Here is a 20136-nt window from a genome sequence, read left to right on the forward strand (position 1 = left end):
TATTAATTTAATTAACGTGCTAGCATCAGCTCTAAACGTGAACCAACACGTTCAGCGATATCTGCTAAGTCACCTACCCACTCGAGAATTTTGTATAAGAACATTACATCGATTGGGTTTAATTCATTTTCGATTTCACGTAACTGACGACGCAAAGTGATTTGCATTTCATCGGTGTCACGCTCAATTGCGTCGAGCTCTTCTAGCATGTTTTCAACTAATGTCACTTCACGACCACGGAAACCCGTTTCTAATAACTCATCAAGTTCATTGATGGCTTTAGAAGCTTGTTTTGTCGCGTCGATGCAGCGATTTAGGTAAGTAATAAAATCAGCTTGGATTTGCTCAGGGATTTCCATTTCGCGGCCAAGTACACGACCAGCTATGTCCTTAGCCTTATTAGCAATTTTGTCTTGTTGAGTGATCAGTTCAAGAAGATCTGTACGCTCAACTGGCAGGAATAATCCACGAGGAAGTTGCAAACGAATGTCACGCTTAAGTACATCTGCTTTGCGTTCTAAATCGCGAATATTAATGCGGATCTCAGATGCTTGTTCCCACTCTTTATTAAACGCATGTTGAAAAAAAGTCGTTAACAAAGCACTGGCTTGATGAACAATTTTTATGTGTTCTTCAATTGGTTTGATAGGAGATTTCGCAAAAACCCCTAAAAATGCATTACTAGCCATAATTGACCCTTAAATTTTAAAAGCGCGCAAATTTTACAGGAATCAGCCAAGCGAGGAAAGGCTTTAACATACAAGTATTACAGTAAGTTGAAATTCCTTAACTTAGATTATCAAACAATTAAATTTACGCTAGTTAATAGACTAAAAAAGTTATCAATACCAAAGCAAAAAAGGGTAAAAGCGAAACCGCTTTTACCCTTTTAAAATAGTTACTTAACTTATTTACCAATAATATCTCGCTCGATATCGTCTTGCGAGGTATGACGAATGTCCTTGCCTTTTACAAAATAAATTACGTACTCAGCGATGTTCTGACAACGGTCACCGATGCGCTCAAGTGAGCGTACTGACCACACCAAATCCATAACCTTTGGAATTGAGCGCGGATCTTCCATCATGTAAGTCATGATTTGACGTGTTAACGCTTCATATTCGCGGTCAACTTTGGCATCTTCTTTGTGCACACGAAATGCAGCTTCGGCATCCATTCGGGCAAATGCATCCAGAACATCGTGCAACATTTGTGATACGTGACGACCCATATTGTCGATATTACCCAGCAAGCCTTGCTGATCTTTCGCGGTTGATTCAAGTGCTACTTTTGCAATACGACGCGCTTCATCGCCAATGCGCTCTAAATCAGCAATGGTTTTTGCAATCGCCACAACTAAACGTAAGTCACTTGCCGCTGGCTGACGCTTCGCAATAATGCGTGTACATTCTTCGTCAATACTCACTTCCATTGCGTTTACTTTGTAATCGCCGTGCTCAACTTTTTTCGCAAGCTCCGCATTACTGTCATTTACCGCATCAAGCGCAGAGTTTAATTGCTGCTCTACCAATCCACCCATCGCTAAAACATGGTTGCGAACGTTTTCAAGTTCTTGGTTAAAGTTACCTGAAATATGCTTTGAAATATTATGATCCATAACTTTAATCCTTACCCGTAACGACCTGTAATGTAATCTTCAGTTTTCTTTTTCTTCGGCGTAGTGAATAGCGTATTTGTATCAGAGTATTCGATTAGTTCACCCATATACATAAACGCAGTTTGGTCAGACACACGTGCCGCTTGTTGCATGTTATGCGTAACAATTACAACTGTGTACTTATTTTTTAAATCGTTGATTAGCTCTTCGATTACCAATGTTGAAATTGGGTCAAGTGCCGATGTTGGTTCATCTAACAGTAGTACTTCAGGTTCAATTGCAATTGCACGAGCAATAACCAAACGCTGTTGCTGACCACCTGATAAACCAAATGCGCTGTCGTGCAAACGGTCTTTTACTTCGTCCCAAAGTGCAGCGCCACGTAGTGACGATTCAACTACTTCGTCTAATTTACGTTTGTCTTTTACACCTTGTAAGCGTAGGCCATAAACCACATTCTCATAAATTGATTTAGGGAATGGGTTTGGACGCTGGAATACCATACCAACGTTACGGCGAAGCGCTGCAACATCTACACTTTTGTCATAAATATTCTGGTTATGTAGCAAGATTTGACCATCGATACGACACGTATCAACTAAGTCATTCATGCGGTTAATACAACGTAATAACGTTGACTTACCACAACCTGAAGGACCGATAAATGCAGTTACCTGACCCTTTGGAATTTTCATGCTGATATTGCTCAGCGCTTGTTTGTCACCGTAGTAAAGGTCTAAGTCTTTAATTTCAAGAGCAGTTTGTTCTGCCGATAAGTTTTCTAAATCAAGCTGTAAGCCAGTTGCAGATTGATTTATTTCTGGAGCAACAGTAATCATTTTTACTAAACCTATTAAACTTTTATCACCGCAGAACAATTAATGTTCTAACGACCTAAATTTTTCGCGTAAGTGGTTACGAATACCAATTGCTGTGATATTCAGTGCCACAATTACCGCCACAAGTAAAAACGCTGTGGCATAAACTAGCGGGCGTGCCGCTTCAACATTCGGGCTTTGGAAACCAACATCATAGATGTGGAAACCTAAGTGCATAAACTTTCTATCTAAGTGTACAAACGGGAAGTTCATATCAACTGGCAGTGTTGGCGCCATTTTTACCACACCAACTAACATCAGTGGTGCTACTTCACCTGCTGCACGTGCAACCGCAAGAATTAAACCTGTCATAATTGCAGGGCTTGCCATTGGTACAATAATACGCCAAATAGTTTCAGCTTTAGTGGCCCCAAGTGCTAATGAGCCTTGACGAACTGAACTTGGAATACGTGATAAACCTTCTTCCGTTGATACAATAACAACCGGTAAAGTTAAAATTGCTAATGTCAGTGCTGACCAAATTACACCTGGCGTACCAAACGTTGGGCCTGGTAATGCTTCAGGGTAGAATAATTGGTCAATGCTACCACCTAGCATGTAAACAAAGAAACCTAAACCAAATACACCGTAAACAATCGATGGTACACCGGCAAGGTTAATTACCGCGATACGAATCATTTTAGTGATAGAATTTTTCGCTGCATATTCGTGTAAGTAAATCGCGGCAACTACACCAAACGGCGTTACGATTACCGCCATTAACATAACCATAAATACGGTACCGAAAATCGCTGGGAATACACCGCCTTCGGTATTCGCTTCACGTGGGTCATCGCTAACAAACTTACCAATTTGCTTGAAGTAATGACCTAATTTAGCCATTAAGCCCATATCATTTGGTAGTGTTACGTCCAGCACTTGGTAAAGTGGAATCGTTACTAACTCACCACGCATATCTTTTACAATAACTTGGTCGCGCTTTGCCGCATCACGAAACTTAAACAGCTCTTTTTCAAGCACCAAGTATTGCTCACGATAGTCTTTACGCTGAGCTTCAAACTCCGCCACTTTTTCGTGTGTTAATTCGCCTTTAAGGTCGAGCGCTTTTTCTTTTAAACGCAAACGTTCCAGATCGTAGTTTATATGACCAATTGGGCCGTTTTGCAAATCAAGTGCCGATTCATTAAGTTCAACTGCGCGCTCTACAAGTTGTTCTAGCTCAATTAACTTTTGCGCTTCAGCGACAACTTTGCCGTCTTTGATCACACTTTCAATGTAACCGTAAAAGTTACCGTTTTTACTACGCTCAAATACCGCTAATTGGCTCGGGGTAGATTGCTCAATAATATCCGTTGCTAAAATCCAACGGAAATCTAGGTCTACGTATTCACGGTTACCTGTTTTAATCAGTAAACGTTCTACTTCTTCACCCGTAAAACCGTGTAAATCAACATTCGCTGCTTTTAAGCGCTCAACGGGAACCATCTCACGGTCGTAGATTTCACCGATAACGGTTTCTTTCACGTCACCACGGTGCATTTCAAATTGCGTTACTTCTGACGGCCAAAAGAACCCTAAACCACGACCTGCAATCATTGCCAGTAGGCCAATTACCGAGATTAAGCTGATACTTACTGCACCACCTGTCATCCAGATCCAAGGTGAGCCAGATTTAAACCACTGCTTCATTTATTAAATCTCCTAACCTTACAGTGAACTATACTTTTCACGTAAACGCTGACGAACAAATTCAGCAATCGTGTTAAAGATAAAGGTGAATATAAACAGTACAAACGCTGCTAAGAATAAGATGCGGTAGTGCGTGCTGCCTACTTCTGATTCTGGCATTTCTACCGCAATGTTTGCTGCAAGCGTACGCATACCTTGGAAAATACTCCAATCCATAATCGGCGTATTACCTGTTGCCATCAATACAATCATGGTTTCACCAACCGCACGGCCTAAACCCATCATCACTGCCGAGAAAATACCTGGGCTTGCTGTTAGCAATACTACGCGAACAAGCGTTTGCCACTGCGTTGCACCAAGTGCAAGCGAGCCATTCGATAAGTGCTTAGGTACACTAAATACCGCATCTTCAGCAATTGAGAAAATCGTTGGAATAACCGCAAAGCCCATCGCAATACCCACAACTAACGAGTTACGTTGGTCAAAATCAATGCCTAACTCGTTGGTAATATAACGACGTACATCACCATCAAATACCCAAAGCTCTACCGCAGGGCTCAGTGCAAACGAGATATAACCTGCTAGCAATACCACTGGAATAAGTAAGATTGAGTGGCTACCGTCTGGCACTTTGTGGCGAATCGATTCTGGTAAATTTTGCCAGAAGAATGCTGTGAGTATTATCGCCAATGGCGTTAATACTAAAATCAGCATAATTGCAGGTAAGTGAGATTCAATCAGAGGTGCCAACCAAAGACCTGCTAAGAAACCTAAAATTACGGTTGGTAATGCTTCCATAATTTCAACCGTTGGCTTAACGATTCGACGCTGTTCAGGCGACATAAAATAGGCTGTGTAGATAGCAGCAGAAAGCGCAATCGGTACCGCAAATAGCATCGCATACATTGCCGCTTTAATTGTACCGAATGAGATTGGTACTAACGATAACTTAGCTTCGAAATCATCACTTGCCGATGTAGACTGCCAAATGTAAGCAGGCTCAGGGTAACCTTCGTACCATACTTCTTGCCATAATGCCGACCAAGATACTTCAGGGTGCTCATTTTCAATATCAACAACAATGAGTTGATTGCCCGCCAGCATTAATGCTGCGTTTGAGCGTGGTGACACCGCAAAGAAATCAATTCCCGCGTCTGCTACCTTACCCGACCACAGCTTGTTTTCACTGGTAGTGTAATAAAGCGATAAATCACCTTGGTTATTAGTGCTAAAGAATGTACGGCGATAGAATTCACTGTAAAGCCCTGAAATTTCTTTATCACCACTTGCAAAAGCACGGATTTTGGCGAACTTACGACCCGAATCACCATTAATTTCAAACCACTGTGAAATTTCACCGTTGTCGTTAACTAACATTAATGAGTTAGCGCCTGACAATAATTGCATTTTAACTAGGTTGGCATTCTCTTGATTCGCGGCAAGTACTTGAATACGCGTAATATCTTCAATGTCACGCGTATTATAGATATAAACTTTATTAGCAACACGCACAAATGCACGGCTAAAGTCAGGTGAAATTAATAATTCATCCACTTTGCCTTCAACAGGAATTTCCGCGGTTTCACTTGACCATTCCATTTCACCAGAGAACATATTTTCTTCTGCTGCTAGCATGCTAAACAGCAAGCGTTGATCACCGGTTAATGCAAGTACACCAAGTTGATTATCATCGGCAACATAGCTGAACGCAAATTTACGAATTGATGCACCTTCGTCATCAATCATCACTTCACTTTCACCTAGTGGATACGCAATACTTGGCTTAATGGTACGGCTATTGTTAGCAAATCCTACTTCAAATTTCGGGTTCACAACTTTAATTGCGCCATTTTCAAGACCATAAGCATACATCGCCTGGTGCGGTGCAGTGCGCGCAAAGCTGGTTACCGGTGCATCAAATTCCACATTAAAGCTTGTTAACTTAGTGCCGAATTTCTCACCTTTAATGGTGTAGTAACTTAGCTCGCCAGTTGGTGTGAACAAATAAGCGATTTCACCTTGCTCTTCCATACCTGCCGCAACGTACTCTTGCGTTTCAGGTAAAGCAAATTGATTTCTCACTTCAACATGTGACGACGCGAAAATAGGCTGTACTACATACAACAGATAAAAGAAGATCAACAATAAGGCAACAAGTACTAATGTACCACCTGCCGTAATACTGTATTTGGCGACTTTATCTTTGATCAGTCTGTTTCTATTAGTATTGAATTCAACACTTGGCGGATTGGAACTCATCCATTGGCCCTTACAAATAGAATTAGGATTTAGTTGGCGTGCATTATATTTTGTCAAGATGACAGAAATGTTACAGAGAGTGAAATATTTCGTTTTTATGACCAAAAAGTTACACCGATTATTTAACAAAATTTGACAAAATAAATTGGACAAAAGGCAGGCAATCATCAATACTTAAACAGCTCTACACCTCCATTTAATCCTTTGAATTAGCTAACAATTATTTCTTAATTTGTGTAGAGAGGGTTGCGCTAATTAGATAACGAGACAAGTATATGAAGCAGTTAGTATTAACAATTATTGGTCCTGACCGCTCAGGTCTAGTAGATGAACTATCCTCAGCGGTTTTAGCTAACCATGGCAATTGGTTAGCCAGTAATTTAAGCCACCTTTGTGGCCACTTTGCCGGAATTTTGCAGTTAGAAGTACCTGAAGAACATTTATCGGCACTCGAGGGCGCAATTCACGCCATTCCCGATCTCGAAGTAAAAATTGAAGCAGGACAAGAACAAGTAACCGACACAAGTCAACAGCTTAACTTTGTTATTACCAGCAATGACAGACCGGGTATAGTACAAGAGCTTTCAAGTGTGCTACGCCATAAAGGCGCCTCAATTATTCACTTTAACTCAAAGCAACAAAGCGCGCCTAATTGGGGTGTACCTCTGTTTAACGCAGAAGCCCGGGTAGAATTGCCTGCCGGTTTAAGTAAAGATGATGTGGTTGAAGCGCTCGAGTCTATTACGTCTGACTTGATTGTGGATATTGAAACCGAAGCTTAGGGTTTACGATTATCTCATCCGAGTTCAGGTTAAATAAAAACGTAAAAAAGGGAGCAAATGCTCCCTTTTTCATAAAAAATTCACAGCCCTAAATTATAAATATTTCGCTAAATACTTTTTAAATATTGGATCTTTACCAGCCAACTCTCGCTGCTCCGCTAAAATATCATGCAATATTTGATTTGATGTAAGCGGATTTGCTAATACAACGCGAAATACCACTGTCGGTAAATTATCGTACTGATATGGTGTTAAACGTGTACGTGATACAAATGAGCGGCCTGCTTCACGCTGACGTTTTTGCATGCTCGCCGTAAAACGATTAAGTGCTGCGTAAATATCTAACTTAGTTTGTTCATCTGCCGTTTTAAGTACTTCTTTAATTTTTTCTGGTACATAACGATATGTTAACAAGCAAAGTTCTGGTTCAGTAACCAGTTCAAAGTCATCTGTTTGCTTAATAAGTTCGGCAAAATAGCGCGCTTTTTCAAGGCTTTTATCAATTAACATTTCATAGCCTTTGCGACCAATAATTGATAAACACGCATGCACTAACATCGCCATACCCGGGCGACTACCTTCAAGGGTATGTGAGCCTAAATCTTTCGAGCCTTTACGTAAGATATATTCAGCGTGATGTTCTACCACATTGACAGTATCTGGCTCTTTGAAAAGCACAATGCCTGCGCCCATAGGCACATACATTTGCTTATGCGCATCTATGGTAATTGAATCGGCACGTTCGCAACCAGCTAATAACCCACGCGCATTATTGGACAGCAATGTTGCACCACCCCAAGCGGCATCAATATGAAAATGACAATTGATTTCCTCAGCTAGGTCGGCCATTTCATTTAGCGGGTCAATATTGCCGGTTTCAGTTGTGCCTGCAACGCCAACAATTGCCATCACCTTAATGCCTTTTTCAGCTAATTCGTTAGCCTTTTCACGCATTTTAGCAACATCAACACGGTTATTATGATCTGTTTCGATAGATACAATATTGCTGCGACCGATGCCTAACACATCAGCAGCTTTACCAAGTGAATAGTGGCCACGCTCTGAAACTAAAATAGCTAAGCCTTTGTAGCCATAATGCATCATAGCCGCAACTAAACCATCGCTATTTATGCCATTAAAATCGCCATCGGGTTTAAGCAGCTTATTGCGCGCAACCCAAAGTGCTGAAATATTGGCAACCGTGCCGCCTGAACAAAATGCACCCAAAGCATTTTTGGCATTGTGCATCCACTTACGGTAAAAGGCATCATCTTTGCCGTAAACCATATGGTGCATCATACCCAATACTTGACGTTCTAATGGTGTAAATGCTTTAGATGTTTCAATTTTTACCAGATTTTGGTTTAACCCCACCATCAACTTTGACAGAGGTAAAACAAAATGCGGTAAGGCCGAAGTCATATGACCAATAAAACTCGGTGCTGACGTGTGTACTGAATGCGCCACCAGCTTTTCCATTAACTCTTGGGCGTGTTCAGATACAAAACGAGGTTCTTCAGGAATATTTGCAGCTTGGAAATCTTTTTCAATTTCATGCAAAGGTTTTTCAACCGCTGCAATATTTTCGTTAAGAAAGCCTGCTAAGTTACTAGATATTTCTTGCTCAATTTTAGCCAAAGTCGAGCCCGGCGCCTCTGGCACCGTAAAAATTCGCATTAAGCTTTCTTCAGACGCTATTGCTGGGCGCACTGCTTGACGTGTTTCATCAACCATACTACTCACTTTACCCAAAAAGTGTTCAAACATATTCATAAAAAAAGGCTGTCAACTCTACTTCAATTACAAGAAAAAGTCTCGCAATTTGCACAATATCTCCATCTACTGCTGTAAAAAACACACTAAATTGACTATTATAAGGTGTTTCAAAACAACATAACCCTTTGCTTGCTATACAGTAAAGCAGTATTTTTCAATTGCGGCAAAAATTAGTTTTTGGCAAGGATGCGCATGTATTATTCAAATCAAGGAATTCGTTGGCTTTTTTTTGCGGGCGTACTGTTTTTAGCAAGCCTTGGCGGCTATGTTTATTACGTTTATTCACACACCTACAACGACATTTTAAAAGAGGTGGATGCTAAACTCTTAAACGCAGCACAAAGTGTTAAATTTATTCTTGGTGACGAATACCACGACAATATTACCGGCCCAGACCACATTGATGAAAAAAGCTACCTATTAAAAAGCAAACAACTCTCTGAGTTTGCCAGCAAGCTCGAACTCGAATACGTATACGCGATGATAAAAGAAGGCGATCAAGTTTACTTCTCCGCATCTAGTTATACTAACGAGGATATTAAAAACAATAAGCTTACTTATTTTTATGATCTTTACCCTGAAGCGACACAATTAAACGTTAAAGCGTTTTATTCAACAGAGCCTTTATTTGAGCATTCAGAAGATCAGTGGGGCCATTTCCGCACCATATTTTTACCGTTTCAAGCAAAAGACGGGCGCACCTATTTAACTGGCGCCGACATCACCATTAAAGATTTAAATGAACAGCTGGCAGCAAGTGTTACCCAAGCGGTAATCACCGCAAGTTTCTTTTTCTTTATTGCAACTTTAGTGGGCAGCGCTTACATTTATTTACTAAAACAAAACTTAACCCGCGATCCCGTTACGGGCTACGCAAATCATATTGCGCTAGAAAGAAAACTGCAAAGCCATTCACCACTGCACATGCAATTGGCCATAGTATTAGTTAGCAACCTTGAAGATATTAACGGTTTTTACGGCTCCCACATTGGTGATGAGGTAATGCAAAAACTGCTGGCACGTTTAAATAAGTTAAAAAGCACAGAATGTCACCTGTATCGCTTATCTAGCAATAAAATAGCATTGCTATCGCCCAACTTGGACAGCAATGCCTGTTTAAAACTCGTCGAAAATCTCAATAAAAATGCGCCTTTATTATATGACCCATTTATCTACGTGACCTTATGTGCCGGTATTGCCACTGGCAATAAAACACTGTTAGTTGAAAATGCACGTATTGCGGTTGAACAAGCTAAGCGTAGTCGTGAGCTTGTGGTGTTTTACTCCGATGCAATGAACATTATTAAAAATCAATATCAGCACAACTTAAAAATTGCCAAAGATGTACGAGAAGCATTTAAAAATGGCCAAGTTGAAGCGCACTTTCAGCCAATACTCACTATCGACGGTAACGAAACCTTAATGTACGAAGGCTTAGCACGCATTAAGATTAACGATGCTTTATATGAGCCTGATTACTTTTTATCTGTCGTAAATCGCAGTCGCATGGATGGGCAATTAACTCGCATGGTTTTTCTTGGTTGCGTTAAGCGCTTTCGCCAAACTAATTTATGCTGGAGCATGAATTTAACCGCGCAAGATATGTTAGACCCAAGCCTGGCGCAATTTCTTGATGATGAATTAAAGCGCTACCCTACACCGCACCATATTTCATTTGAGCTTATCGAAACTGAAGCGATTGCCAACCTAACGGAAATCAAAGGCTTTGTAGAAATGGTAAGAAGACACGGTGCTAAGGTCTTTATCGATGACTTTGGAACTGGCTATTCTAATATTTCGAATATTCTTAAACTAGAAGTCGATGGCTTGAAAATCGATCGCTCTTTAGTCTCACAAATAACCAAAGACGATGAAGTGTTTTTATTTATTCAACACATTGCCAATTTTGCTAAGGAAGTGAACTTAACCTTGATTGCAGAAGGCGTTGAAAACAAACTCGTTGCAGATAAACTCGCAAAAGCGGGCATTAAATACGTGCAGGGCTTTTACTACGCAAAGCCAGCTCGAGAGCTGGCTCACATATCACAAACTGCTAAAGCGAGTTAAGGTCAACTTTCAGTCGGTGGCTTTGTTGACCACTGGCCCAGTATTTTCGCTCAAATGGGGTAATTGCTGTGTCTGCACTATATGGCGATACAGACACATCCACGCCAGCTAAACCAAGGGCAAACGCAAACTCATCAACATAGGTTTGCCAATTACTTCTTAGCTCAAGTTGACCACCAATTTTCACAATATAAGGAAATACAGGTGCTCCATGCCAACGGCGCCCTAAATGCTTAGCTTTAGGCCACGGGTTTGGATACAACAAGTAATGATGTGTCACTTGCCATTGATGCTCAACCACTAAGCGCCAAAAGTCATTTAAATCTGCACGTACCAATAAGTACTGGCCGTTTTCAGTTTGCTTGTATTCAACATCATGTTTTTCAATACGATGTGCCGACTTATCAATGCCTATAACTAAGGCATCTGGGTGCTTGCGCGCTAAATTAGCGGTGCTTTCACCTACACCGCAGCATGAATCGAGAATAATCGGCCCTGCGAACTGCTGTACCTTCTTATTGACTTCATCAAAAGCCGTTTGCGTATGCGCTGCAATCGGCTTCTTAAACTCAGAACTTAGGTGCTTACGTACCACTTCTTCTAACTTTTCATTTAGTCCTTGTTGATTCGAACTAATACTTCTTGAATTTGCGTCAGACATAATTTTAGTGGCGAATGCCAACCCCTTTATCAATTAAACGGTATGCAACAGCAAATAACGCACTGATAAACGCAATAATTACTGCAAATGCCGTTGTGATATCTACATCAGATACACCTAAAAAGCCGTACCTAAATGCATTAACCATATAAATAATTGGATTAAATTGTGAAACGCCTTGCCAAAAATCAGGTAACAAGGTGATTGAGTAAAACACGCCACCTAAATAGGTTAGCGGCGTTAAAACAAAGGTGGGGATGATACTGATATCGTCAAAGCTATTGGCGTATACCGCATTAATTAAACCACCAAGTGCAAACACGGCTGCGGTAAGTAATACTGTGGCAAAAATAACGGCAACATTATGAATTTGAATATCAACAAAAAACAGCGACAAAATAGTTACGATAATGCCAACGCATAGGCCGCGTGCCATACCGCCGCCCATATAGCCTAATACAATTATATAGGTAGGCACTGGCGAAACTAGCAGCTCCTCAATGCTTTTTTGAAATTTCGTTGAATAGAAGCTCGATGCCACATTAGAATAAGAATTAGTAATCACCGACATCATGATCAGACCCGGTACAATAAACTCCATATAGTTAAAGCCACCCATATCACCGATGCGAGAACCAATTAGGTTGCCAAAAATAACAAAGTACAGTGACATGGTAATTGCTGGCGGTACTAAGGTTTGTACCCAGATACGGGTAAAGCGAATACACTCTTTGATCCACAGTGTTTTTAATGCAGTAAATTGACTACTCATAACTATTGCTCACGCCCCTTTTCAACAATCGCAACAAACAGTTCTTCTAAGCGATTCGCCTTATTACGCATACTTAGCACTGTATTACCTGATGCACTTAACGCATCAAATACACCATTTAACCCTTGAGATTTCTCCACATCCACTTCGATGGTATGGTCGTCAATCTCGCGAGTTGTGTAACCATCGAGTGAAAATGCCGATGTTGGCTGCTTTAAATCAAGAATAAAGGTTTCTTTATCAAGCTTTGCCAATAACGATTTCATATTGGTGTCTTCAATAATTTGGCCTTTATCGATAATCGCGATGTTTTTGCAGAGCATTTCAGCTTCTTCAAGGTAATGCGTAGTGAGAATGATGGTGACGCCTTGCTGATTAATTTCTTTTAAAAATTCCCACATCGAACGGCGCAGCTCAATATCTACACCCGCGGTAGGTTCATCTAAAATCAGCAGTTGCGGTTTGTGCATTAACGCACGCGCAATCATTAAACGGCGTTTCATACCACCTGATAAGGTGCGCGCTTGCTTATCTTTTTTATCCGCAAGGCCAAGTTGTGCAAGCAGTTCATCAGCACGCTTGTGCGCCTCTGCGCGTGGCACGCCATAGTAACCGGCTTGGTTAACAAGAATTTGGTTAAGTGTTTCAAATTGGCTAAAGTTAAATTCCTGTGGCACTAACCCTAAATTAGTTTTAGCCTTGCCAAGGTCAGTATCAATATCATGACCGAAGACCTTTACCGTGCCTTTGGTTTTATTAACTAGCGAAGAAATCACGCCAATTGTGGTCGATTTGCCAGCACCATTAGCACCTAAAAGCGCAAAAAAGTCGCCTTTTTCGACCGTTAAATCAATTCCTTTAACAGCTTGAACACCGTTACTGTAGGTTTTTTCTAAACCAACAATTTCGAGAGCTTTTGTCATTGTATTTTGCGTTCCAATTTTGGATGGATTAATTAGCAGCCGTAGCCCCAACGTTTAGCCAGCGTATGCTCAATAGATAAATGGTCTAAAATACGCGCCACCATAAAGTTAACCAAGTCATCAATTGAGCTAGGGTTATGATAAAACCCAGGTGCTGCGGGCATAATAGTTACACCTAGTTGCGCCAGCTTATGCATATTTTCAAGGTGAATCGCACTAAGCGGTGTTTCGCGCACCACCAGCATTAATTGGCCTTTTTCTTTAATCACTACATCCGCAGCACGTTCTAATAAGTTATCAGATGCGCCATGGCTAATTGCCGATACAGTGCCTGCACTACACGGGCACACAATCATCTTCTTAGGTGCTGCACTGCCCGATGCCACAGGGCTAAACCAATTATCTTTGCCAAAGGCTTTAAGCTGATTTGGCTTGGCATTGAATAAGCTAGATAATTGCTCTGTTGCCTTTTCTTCGTTACCCGATAGTTTCACATCTGATTCCGTATCAAGCACCACGCGGGCCGCGCTCGATACCAAAACGAATACTTGGTGATTTAACGAAATTAGCGTTTCAATTAGTTTTAAACCATACGGCATGCCTGAAGCACCGCTAAGTGCAACGGTTATGGTTTCATTAAATTCATGGTTTTGCGTCATAAAAAGCCTATTTGTTGGCGAGCGCATCTAAAATACGATTATGAATATTTTCAAAGCCACCATTACTCATTACCAATATATGGTCGCCGGCAGTTGCTTTTTCAAGTAGCGTTTTAATGATCTCATCGGTGCTGTTAAAACATAGAGCGCCAGCCTTATTGGCAGCCCCTTTGAGTGACCAGCTTAGGTTCTCTGGCTCAAATAAAATCACATCGTCGGCATTTTCAAGCGACGCTAATAGTGTATTTTGATGTACGCCCATTTTCATTGTATTAGAACGTGGTTCTAATACGGCAAAAATTCTCGCTTGGCCCACTTTTGCTCTAAGCCCAGCTAAAGTCGTTTTAATAGCAGTTGGATGATGGGCGAAATCATCGTAGAGCTTAATGCCCGCAACCTCGCCTTTTAATTCCATACGACGCTTTGGTGAAATAAACTCAGCCAGCGCTGCAATCGAGGTTTCAATAGGAATTCCCACATGACGCGCTGCTGCAATCGTCATTAAAGCGTTTTTAACATTATGTTCGCCAATTGCTTGCCAGTTCACACGCCCAACGATATCGCCACCGAGCAGCACATCAAACTCACTGCCATCGGCGTTTATAAGTTGATAATCCCAGTCATTGCCAAGTTGCTCTTGCTCACTCCAACAACCTTTTTCTATCACTTGCTGAATATTCACATCATCGCTTGGCCAAATCACTTTCCCCTGCCCAGGGACTATGCGTAATAAGTGATGGAACTGCTTTTGAATTGCCGCTAAATTTTCAAAAATATCAGCGTGGTCAAATTCAAGGTTATTCAGAATTAAAGTACGCGGTAAGTAGTGTACAAACTTACTACGCTTATCAAAAAACGCGGTGTCATATTCATCTGCTTCAATGACAAAAAACGGTGTTTTGCCAATGCGCGCCGACAGGCCAAAGTTTTGTACTACACCACCAATTAAAAAACTTGGATCAAGGCCTGCATATTCTAATACCCAAGCAAGCATGCTTGCTGTAGTGGTTTTGCCATGAGTACCTGACACCGCCAGCACCCATGCATCTTGCAATACATTATGTTTTAACCACTCAGGGCCGGAAGTATATGGAATACGATTTTCAAGCACATATTCAACACATGGATTACCGCGACTCATGGCATTACCAATTACCACGATATCTGGTTGTGGTTTTAACTGGGCAACATCGTAACCTTGAATAAGCTCAATGCCTAAAGACTCAAGCTGAGTACTCATTGGTGGGTAAACGTTTTGATCTGAGCCAGTAACTTTATGGCCCAACGATTTTGCAATGGCTGCGATGCCCCCCATAAAGGTGCCGCAAATACCTAAAATATGAATATGCATTGTTGTTGATTCTTGTCGTATAAATTCGATATGAGCTTTAAATAGATTAACAGTTCAATAAAAAAGCCCATTAGATTTCGCTAATGGGCTTAGTATGCCATAACTTACTATTTAGGTGTTAAATAGGTGAACCCGGCGGCATCGCCAATGGCTTAAAGTGACCTTGCCATTGACCCTCTTCTAACGATTTAAATAAGATATTCGCAAGGTATTTCTTAAAGTTATCATTAGTACGGGCAAATTTACGGGCTATAAATTCAATTTGCCCTGCTAGTTCAGCCTGTACTTCAGGGTCAGTTTTATCACTTAATGCAGTTTTTACTAAATGATATGCCGTTACCATTTGAATGCGCTGTGCAACTTGGTGCAACATGCCTTGCTTTTGGTTACTGAAAAACACTTGCTCACTAAGTTGAAATAACACATTGCGCGCGCTTAACTGTTTACTATCTCGCATCGCTTGGAAATGTAAACGATTTAGACGCTGTGAATTTAACAATAAAGAGAGTGAATGATTTGCTGAAACTTCCGGTAATGCTAATGGGTCAAGTGTTAAACCAGTGCGGCCAATTAAGCTTTCGCGAGTTTTGTATTCTCCATACGCTTTTGGTATAATAACATTAAGTATGTGCTCAGGCACCACTAATTGGTCCGCTTCAAGCGTTGTTAATAGCGCACTTAGTGCTTCTTTTTGTTTAGCAACATCAACAAGCTTGTTACCATTAAAAGTATCACCACTTCGTAATTCGTAGTCGTAATCAACACCCGCAATCAATTTAACTGCTGCTTCTGTTTGATAACGATGGAATAAATAAAGTGGAATAAACACTTCTTCTAGCTGCGATAGTGCCGTGCCATTTTTAATATTATGAATGCCAAACTTCGACATCGCTTTTTCACGAATAGAAAGCACTCGCAACAATTCTTGACTTGGATTATCACCGTTATCCCATAAATGTGCTGTTGGATGTGCACCGCCTTTCGCCCGTGCATCGCTATCGGAAATAAACTCAAGGCCAAGGCGCTTATTTTCCGCTAAGATTTTTTCAAGCTCTTTTGCTTCGCTCAAAATTGGAAAATCAGAGTAGCCATACTTCACAACTTGAATATCCCACACACCTAAGCCTTTGCCATAGCCGTTTTCAGTATTAAAGCTGCCATCATCATTAAAGCTCACTAACGGATGCGGATAATCCATCACCGATGCGCGGTCTTTTACTGATGCAGAAAAATTATGTGCAATACCTAAAGTATGACCTACTTCATGGGCACTCAACTGGCGAATACGGTCTAGCGCCATCGCATGCAGTTTTTCTGCACTTTCATCACCTTTTAAATAAGGTGCTGCTAGTGCTTCTGCAATTAGAATATCTTGGCGTACACGCAGTGAACCAAGGGTTACATGACCTTTAATAATTTCACCTGTGCGCGGGTCGATAACACTTGAACCATATGACCAACCACGGGTTGCACGGTGTACCCATTGGATCACGTTATAACGAATATCCATAGGGTCTGCATTTTCAGGTAGCATTTTTACTTGGTAAGCATTTTTATAACCTGCCGCTTCAAAGGCTGCCTGCCACCATTTTGCACCATCGAGTAAGGCTGTTTTTACCGGTTCGGGCACACCTGGGTCGAGGTAGTAAACAATCGGTTTAACGGCTTCTGAAATTTCAGCGGTTGGATCTTTTTTCGCTAAACGATGTTTTGGAATATAACGCACATACATAGACTCAGATAATGGCGCTGCATAGTCTTTGTATTCTTCGCTCCAAAAACCCGATTGCGGGTGGAATTTACGTGGTTTAAAGCCATCGTCCGGTAATTCAATAAATGAGTGGTGTAAATGTACTGAAATAGCGTAAGGATCTGGTGCTATTTGTTTTATGTATTTACCCGGCTTTGTGCCGTTAAAGCTAACAATCGCTTCTAACTCTGTATTTTTAGCAAACGACTTAGAGCGCGGCATATAAACAGCACTTTTACTTTTATCTAAGCTAAAGCTTCCTTGATTTCGACTCGCTAACGTTCTTGAAACGCCATGTACATCGGATAATAAATACGGTGTGTAATCAATTAAAGTCCGCTCATTGCTCGCAGCTTTGATTTCAAAACCGTGCAATACGCTAGAAGCAAATGCTTCACGAATACTTTGCTGTTCAGCCTTATTTTTACTGTTTGCACGGTAGTAAGTATTATTTTGTTTTAATAAAAGTTTGTTACCATGTTTTTCAAACTGCACAATTTTAGTATCACCTAACTGGCCGCGATCAAGACCGATATCATTTGACCCTAAGCCGTAAGGCATGCTTAATTGCAGCAGAAATTCATGGTTTAATTTATTTACTTCTAAGTAAACCTTGCCCGAAGCATTATCGTAATAAAAAGTAAAATAACCCGGATAACGATTCATTTCGCGAGTAAATGATTCAATGGGTTTCAGGGTTGCCTGCGCTTTTGGTATACTTAACAGTAACAAAGCACAGATCAGCAGAAATGGTTGTACTAATCTTTGCATCTTTCTTTGTTATTTCATTATCAATGGTGCATGGTGCTTAAATCATACACAAGCTAATGCACAATTGTATACAAATTTAACTGAGCGCTGCCGAAAGGTTGCCTGTTGCCACCCTCTCACTTTATGTGGCAATAAGCTATTAGTCAGGAATATAAAATGCGTAGACTTCCACCAGTATTGATCGAAGACGGCTGTCCTCGTGATCTTTTATCATTGATCAGAACGATTCTTGCTGCTTGTAAAGAAATTTCATTCCGCGTAAGCCAAGGTGAATTATCAGGTGTTTTAGGTTCAACCTTAGACGAAAACATTCAAGGTGAAACGCAAAAGAAGCTTGATGTTTTATCGAACCAGTTACTTAAAGATATTCTACTTGAGTCTGGCTACGTAAAAGCCATCGCGTCTGAAGAAGAAGATTATACTGTTGCTGGCAACCCAGATGCTGAATATATCGTTGCATTTGACCCACTTGATGGTTCATCAAATACCGATATTAACTCGTTAGTTGGCACTATCTTCTCAATTATGAAAGCGCCAAAAGATAAAGCCGCCGATGATCAAAGCATTTTCATGCAGGCAGGCAAGCACCAAGTGGCTGCAGGTTATGTACTGTATGGACCATCTACTATGTTGGCGCTCACCATTGGTAAAGGTACGCGTTTATTCACATTAGATAGAACGCACGGCAGTTTCTTACTTACTGAAGATAAAGTAGCTATTCCTGAAGATACTAAAGAATTCGCAATTAATGCATCAAATCAGCGCCATTGGCTAGCACCAATGCAAAACTATATTGCTGATTGCCTTGCTGGCGAAGAAGGCCCACGCAAGAAAAACTTCAATATGCGTTGGATTGCCTGCATGGTAGGTGATGTGCACCGCTTATTATGTCGCGGCGGTTTATTTACTTACCCTGAAGACACGAAAAACCCGGAAAAGCCATTCAAGCTACGCTTACTTTATGAAGCAAATCCAATGGCAATGCTAGTAGAACAAGCTGGCGGCGTTGCATATGCAGGCCTTGACCGTATTTTAGATATTGAACCGCAAGAAATTCACCAGCGCGTTGCGGTTACTATGGGTTCAAAAAATGAAGTGGAAATTTGCTTGGATTATCACAAGTAAACAGACTTTATTTTGAGTAATAAAAAACCGCGATTTACGCGGTTTTTTTTTAATTTAGAAATCTCATATTCTGAATTAAGCCACTTTTTGGCAACTGGTGTAATCAACACTTACTTTAATAGCTAATTCTTGCTGTGACTGCGTGATGACATCTTTTGCATGACATACACATTTACCGCATTGGCTACCTACACCTAAACAGCCACGCACATCACGCATCGAATCCATACCATCGGTTACGGCCTGCTTAATCTGTTTTTCAGTAACTGCATGACAAATACAAACGTACATAATAAGTGAGTGCTTTCAAAATTAATTACACTACAAATTTTAATGCTATTGAGAATAATTTTCAATAATATTAATAACTGTAAAAACAGCTATTTACAAAAAAGCATTAATAAACTCACTTTTTACCTTTAAATTTGACCATGCTCAGCAAACGAATGAGTATTACCTGCTGCAATTATAATGTGATCTAAAATACTCACATCAATCAAACCAAGTGCATCTGATAATCGCTTAGTTATTAATTTATCTGCCTCTGAAGGTTCAGCAATGCCACTTGGGTGGTTATGTGCCAAAATTACATTTGCCGCGTTGTATTTTAATACCGTAGTAACAACTTCTCGTGGGTAAACCGATGCTGCATTAATGGTGCCTTGAAATAGATTTACCGATTTAATGAGCCTATTTTGGCTATCGAGTAACAGTAGGTAAAAACATTCTTTATGCTCTTTTTGTAGTTCGCACTTTAAGTAGTTAATTACCGAATAAGGCGAATCAAATACGGCTTCACGCTGAAGTTGCTCAGCAAAAAAACGTTTACTTAATTCAAGCACGGCTTGCAGCTGCACATATTTTGCGGGCCCCAGCCCTAATTGTTGGCAGAATGAATCACATTCCAATGAAAAGAGCTGACCAAGTGAGCCTTGTTGTTTAAGCAACATATCGGCTAACTCAATGGCGTTAAGCCCTTTAATACCAGTACGTAAGAAAATCGCCAGCAGCTCGGCATCGGTTAAACTACTAGCGCCTTTACTTAATAACTTTTCTCTTGGTCTTGCCTCTATGGGCATTTGATTTATTTGCAT

17 protein-coding genes are annotated in these 20136 nt (G+C 40.8%); 3 read left to right on the forward strand and 14 right to left on the reverse strand.

From position 1 onward, the window contains the following. Positions 1–11 precede the first annotated feature (11 nt). The 5 genes from ACXAFE_RS11325 to ACXAFE_RS11345 form a co-directional block, all read right to left on the reverse strand. A complete protein-coding gene (locus tag ACXAFE_RS11325; RefSeq protein ID WP_010561909.1) occupies positions 12–689 on the reverse strand; it encodes a TIGR00153 family protein in 678 nt (225 codons plus the stop codon). A gap of 218 nt (positions 690–907) precedes the next feature. Further along, complete coding sequence (phoU, locus tag ACXAFE_RS11330; RefSeq protein ID WP_010561910.1) at positions 908–1618, reverse strand: phosphate signaling complex protein PhoU; 711 nt, start codon at positions 1616–1618, stop codon at positions 908–910. Between the two features lie 11 nt (positions 1619–1629). Next, entirely contained in the window at positions 1630–2457 is an 828-nt protein-coding gene (gene pstB, locus ACXAFE_RS11335) for a phosphate ABC transporter ATP-binding protein PstB (RefSeq protein ID WP_010561911.1), read from the reverse strand. A gap of 39 nt (positions 2458–2496) precedes the next feature. After that, positions 2497–4146, reverse strand: coding sequence for a phosphate ABC transporter permease PstA (pstA, locus tag ACXAFE_RS11340; RefSeq protein WP_475152509.1), 1650 nt, complete (start codon positions 4144–4146; stop codon positions 2497–2499). A gap of 18 nt (positions 4147–4164) precedes the next feature. After that, positions 4165–6405: an ABC transporter permease subunit gene (locus ACXAFE_RS11345; protein ID WP_475152515.1), complete on the reverse strand. Its 2241-nt coding sequence runs from the start codon at positions 6403–6405 to the stop codon at positions 4165–4167. A gap of 275 nt (positions 6406–6680) precedes the next feature. On the opposite strand from ACXAFE_RS11345, the gene ACXAFE_RS11350 reads away from it, so the two are divergent. Continuing rightward, positions 6681–7187: a glycine cleavage system transcriptional repressor gene (locus ACXAFE_RS11350; RefSeq protein WP_054979560.1), complete on the forward strand. Its 507-nt coding sequence runs from the start codon at positions 6681–6683 to the stop codon at positions 7185–7187. A 93-nt stretch (positions 7188–7280) separates the two neighbouring features. On the opposite strand, the gene panP is transcribed toward ACXAFE_RS11350, so the two are convergent. After that, positions 7281–8954: a pyridoxal-dependent aspartate 1-decarboxylase PanP gene (panP, locus tag ACXAFE_RS11355; protein WP_475153609.1), complete on the reverse strand. Its 1674-nt coding sequence runs from the start codon at positions 8952–8954 to the stop codon at positions 7281–7283. A 201-nt stretch (positions 8955–9155) separates the two neighbouring features. Here panP and ACXAFE_RS11360 point away from each other — a divergent pair, with 201 nt between their 5' ends. Beyond that, complete coding sequence (locus ACXAFE_RS11360) at positions 9156–11030, forward strand: EAL domain-containing protein (protein WP_475152525.1); 1875 nt, start codon at positions 9156–9158, stop codon at positions 11028–11030. Here the strand turns inward: ACXAFE_RS11360 and trmB are convergent. The 6 genes from trmB to ACXAFE_RS11390 form a co-directional block, all read right to left on the reverse strand. Continuing rightward, positions 11017–11691, reverse strand: a complete 675-nt coding sequence (gene trmB / locus ACXAFE_RS11365; protein WP_475152526.1) for a tRNA (guanine(46)-N(7))-methyltransferase TrmB — start codon at positions 11689–11691, stop codon at positions 11017–11019. The genes ACXAFE_RS11360 and trmB overlap by 14 nt on opposite strands. Before the next feature lie 4 nt (positions 11692–11695). Beyond that, the gene (locus ACXAFE_RS11370; RefSeq protein WP_010561918.1) at positions 11696–12463 is read right to left on the reverse strand and encodes an ABC transporter permease; all 768 of its coding nucleotides are present in this window, start codon (positions 12461–12463) and stop codon (positions 11696–11698) included. Positions 12464–12465: 2 nt separating this feature from the next. Then, entirely contained in the window at positions 12466–13386 is a 921-nt protein-coding gene (locus ACXAFE_RS11375; protein WP_054979556.1) for an ABC transporter ATP-binding protein, read from the reverse strand. A 32-nt stretch (positions 13387–13418) separates the two neighbouring features. Next, positions 13419–14045: a flavin prenyltransferase UbiX gene (locus ACXAFE_RS11380; protein WP_475152532.1), complete on the reverse strand. Its 627-nt coding sequence runs from the start codon at positions 14043–14045 to the stop codon at positions 13419–13421. Positions 14046–14052: 7 nt separating this feature from the next. Further along, positions 14053–15396: a UDP-N-acetylmuramate:L-alanyl-gamma-D-glutamyl-meso-diaminopimelate ligase gene (gene mpl / locus ACXAFE_RS11385; RefSeq protein WP_475152535.1), complete on the reverse strand. Its 1344-nt coding sequence runs from the start codon at positions 15394–15396 to the stop codon at positions 14053–14055. A 118-nt stretch (positions 15397–15514) separates the two neighbouring features. After that, the gene (locus ACXAFE_RS11390) at positions 15515–17917 is read right to left on the reverse strand and encodes a zinc-dependent metalloprotease (RefSeq protein ID WP_475152538.1); all 2403 of its coding nucleotides are present in this window, start codon (positions 17915–17917) and stop codon (positions 15515–15517) included. Positions 17918–18073: 156 nt separating this feature from the next. On the opposite strand from ACXAFE_RS11390, the gene ACXAFE_RS11395 reads away from it, so the two are divergent. Beyond that, the gene (locus tag ACXAFE_RS11395; protein ID WP_237130896.1) at positions 18074–19042 is read left to right on the forward strand and encodes a class 1 fructose-bisphosphatase; all 969 of its coding nucleotides are present in this window, start codon (positions 18074–18076) and stop codon (positions 19040–19042) included. 75 nt (positions 19043–19117) lie between these two features. On the opposite strand, the gene ACXAFE_RS11400 is transcribed toward ACXAFE_RS11395, so the two are convergent. Both ACXAFE_RS11400 and radC read right to left on the reverse strand, forming a co-directional pair. Beyond that, on the reverse strand, positions 19118–19333 hold the full coding sequence (locus tag ACXAFE_RS11400; protein ID WP_010561924.1) for a bacterioferritin-associated ferredoxin: 216 nt from the start codon (positions 19331–19333) through the stop codon (positions 19118–19120). Positions 19334–19461: 128 nt separating this feature from the next. Further along, on the reverse strand, positions 19462–20136 hold the full coding sequence (gene radC, locus ACXAFE_RS11405; RefSeq protein WP_475152545.1) for a RadC family protein: 675 nt from the start codon (positions 20134–20136) through the stop codon (positions 19462–19464).

It is taken from the genome of Pseudoalteromonas sp. ABV4_021, from assembly GCF_056159365.1.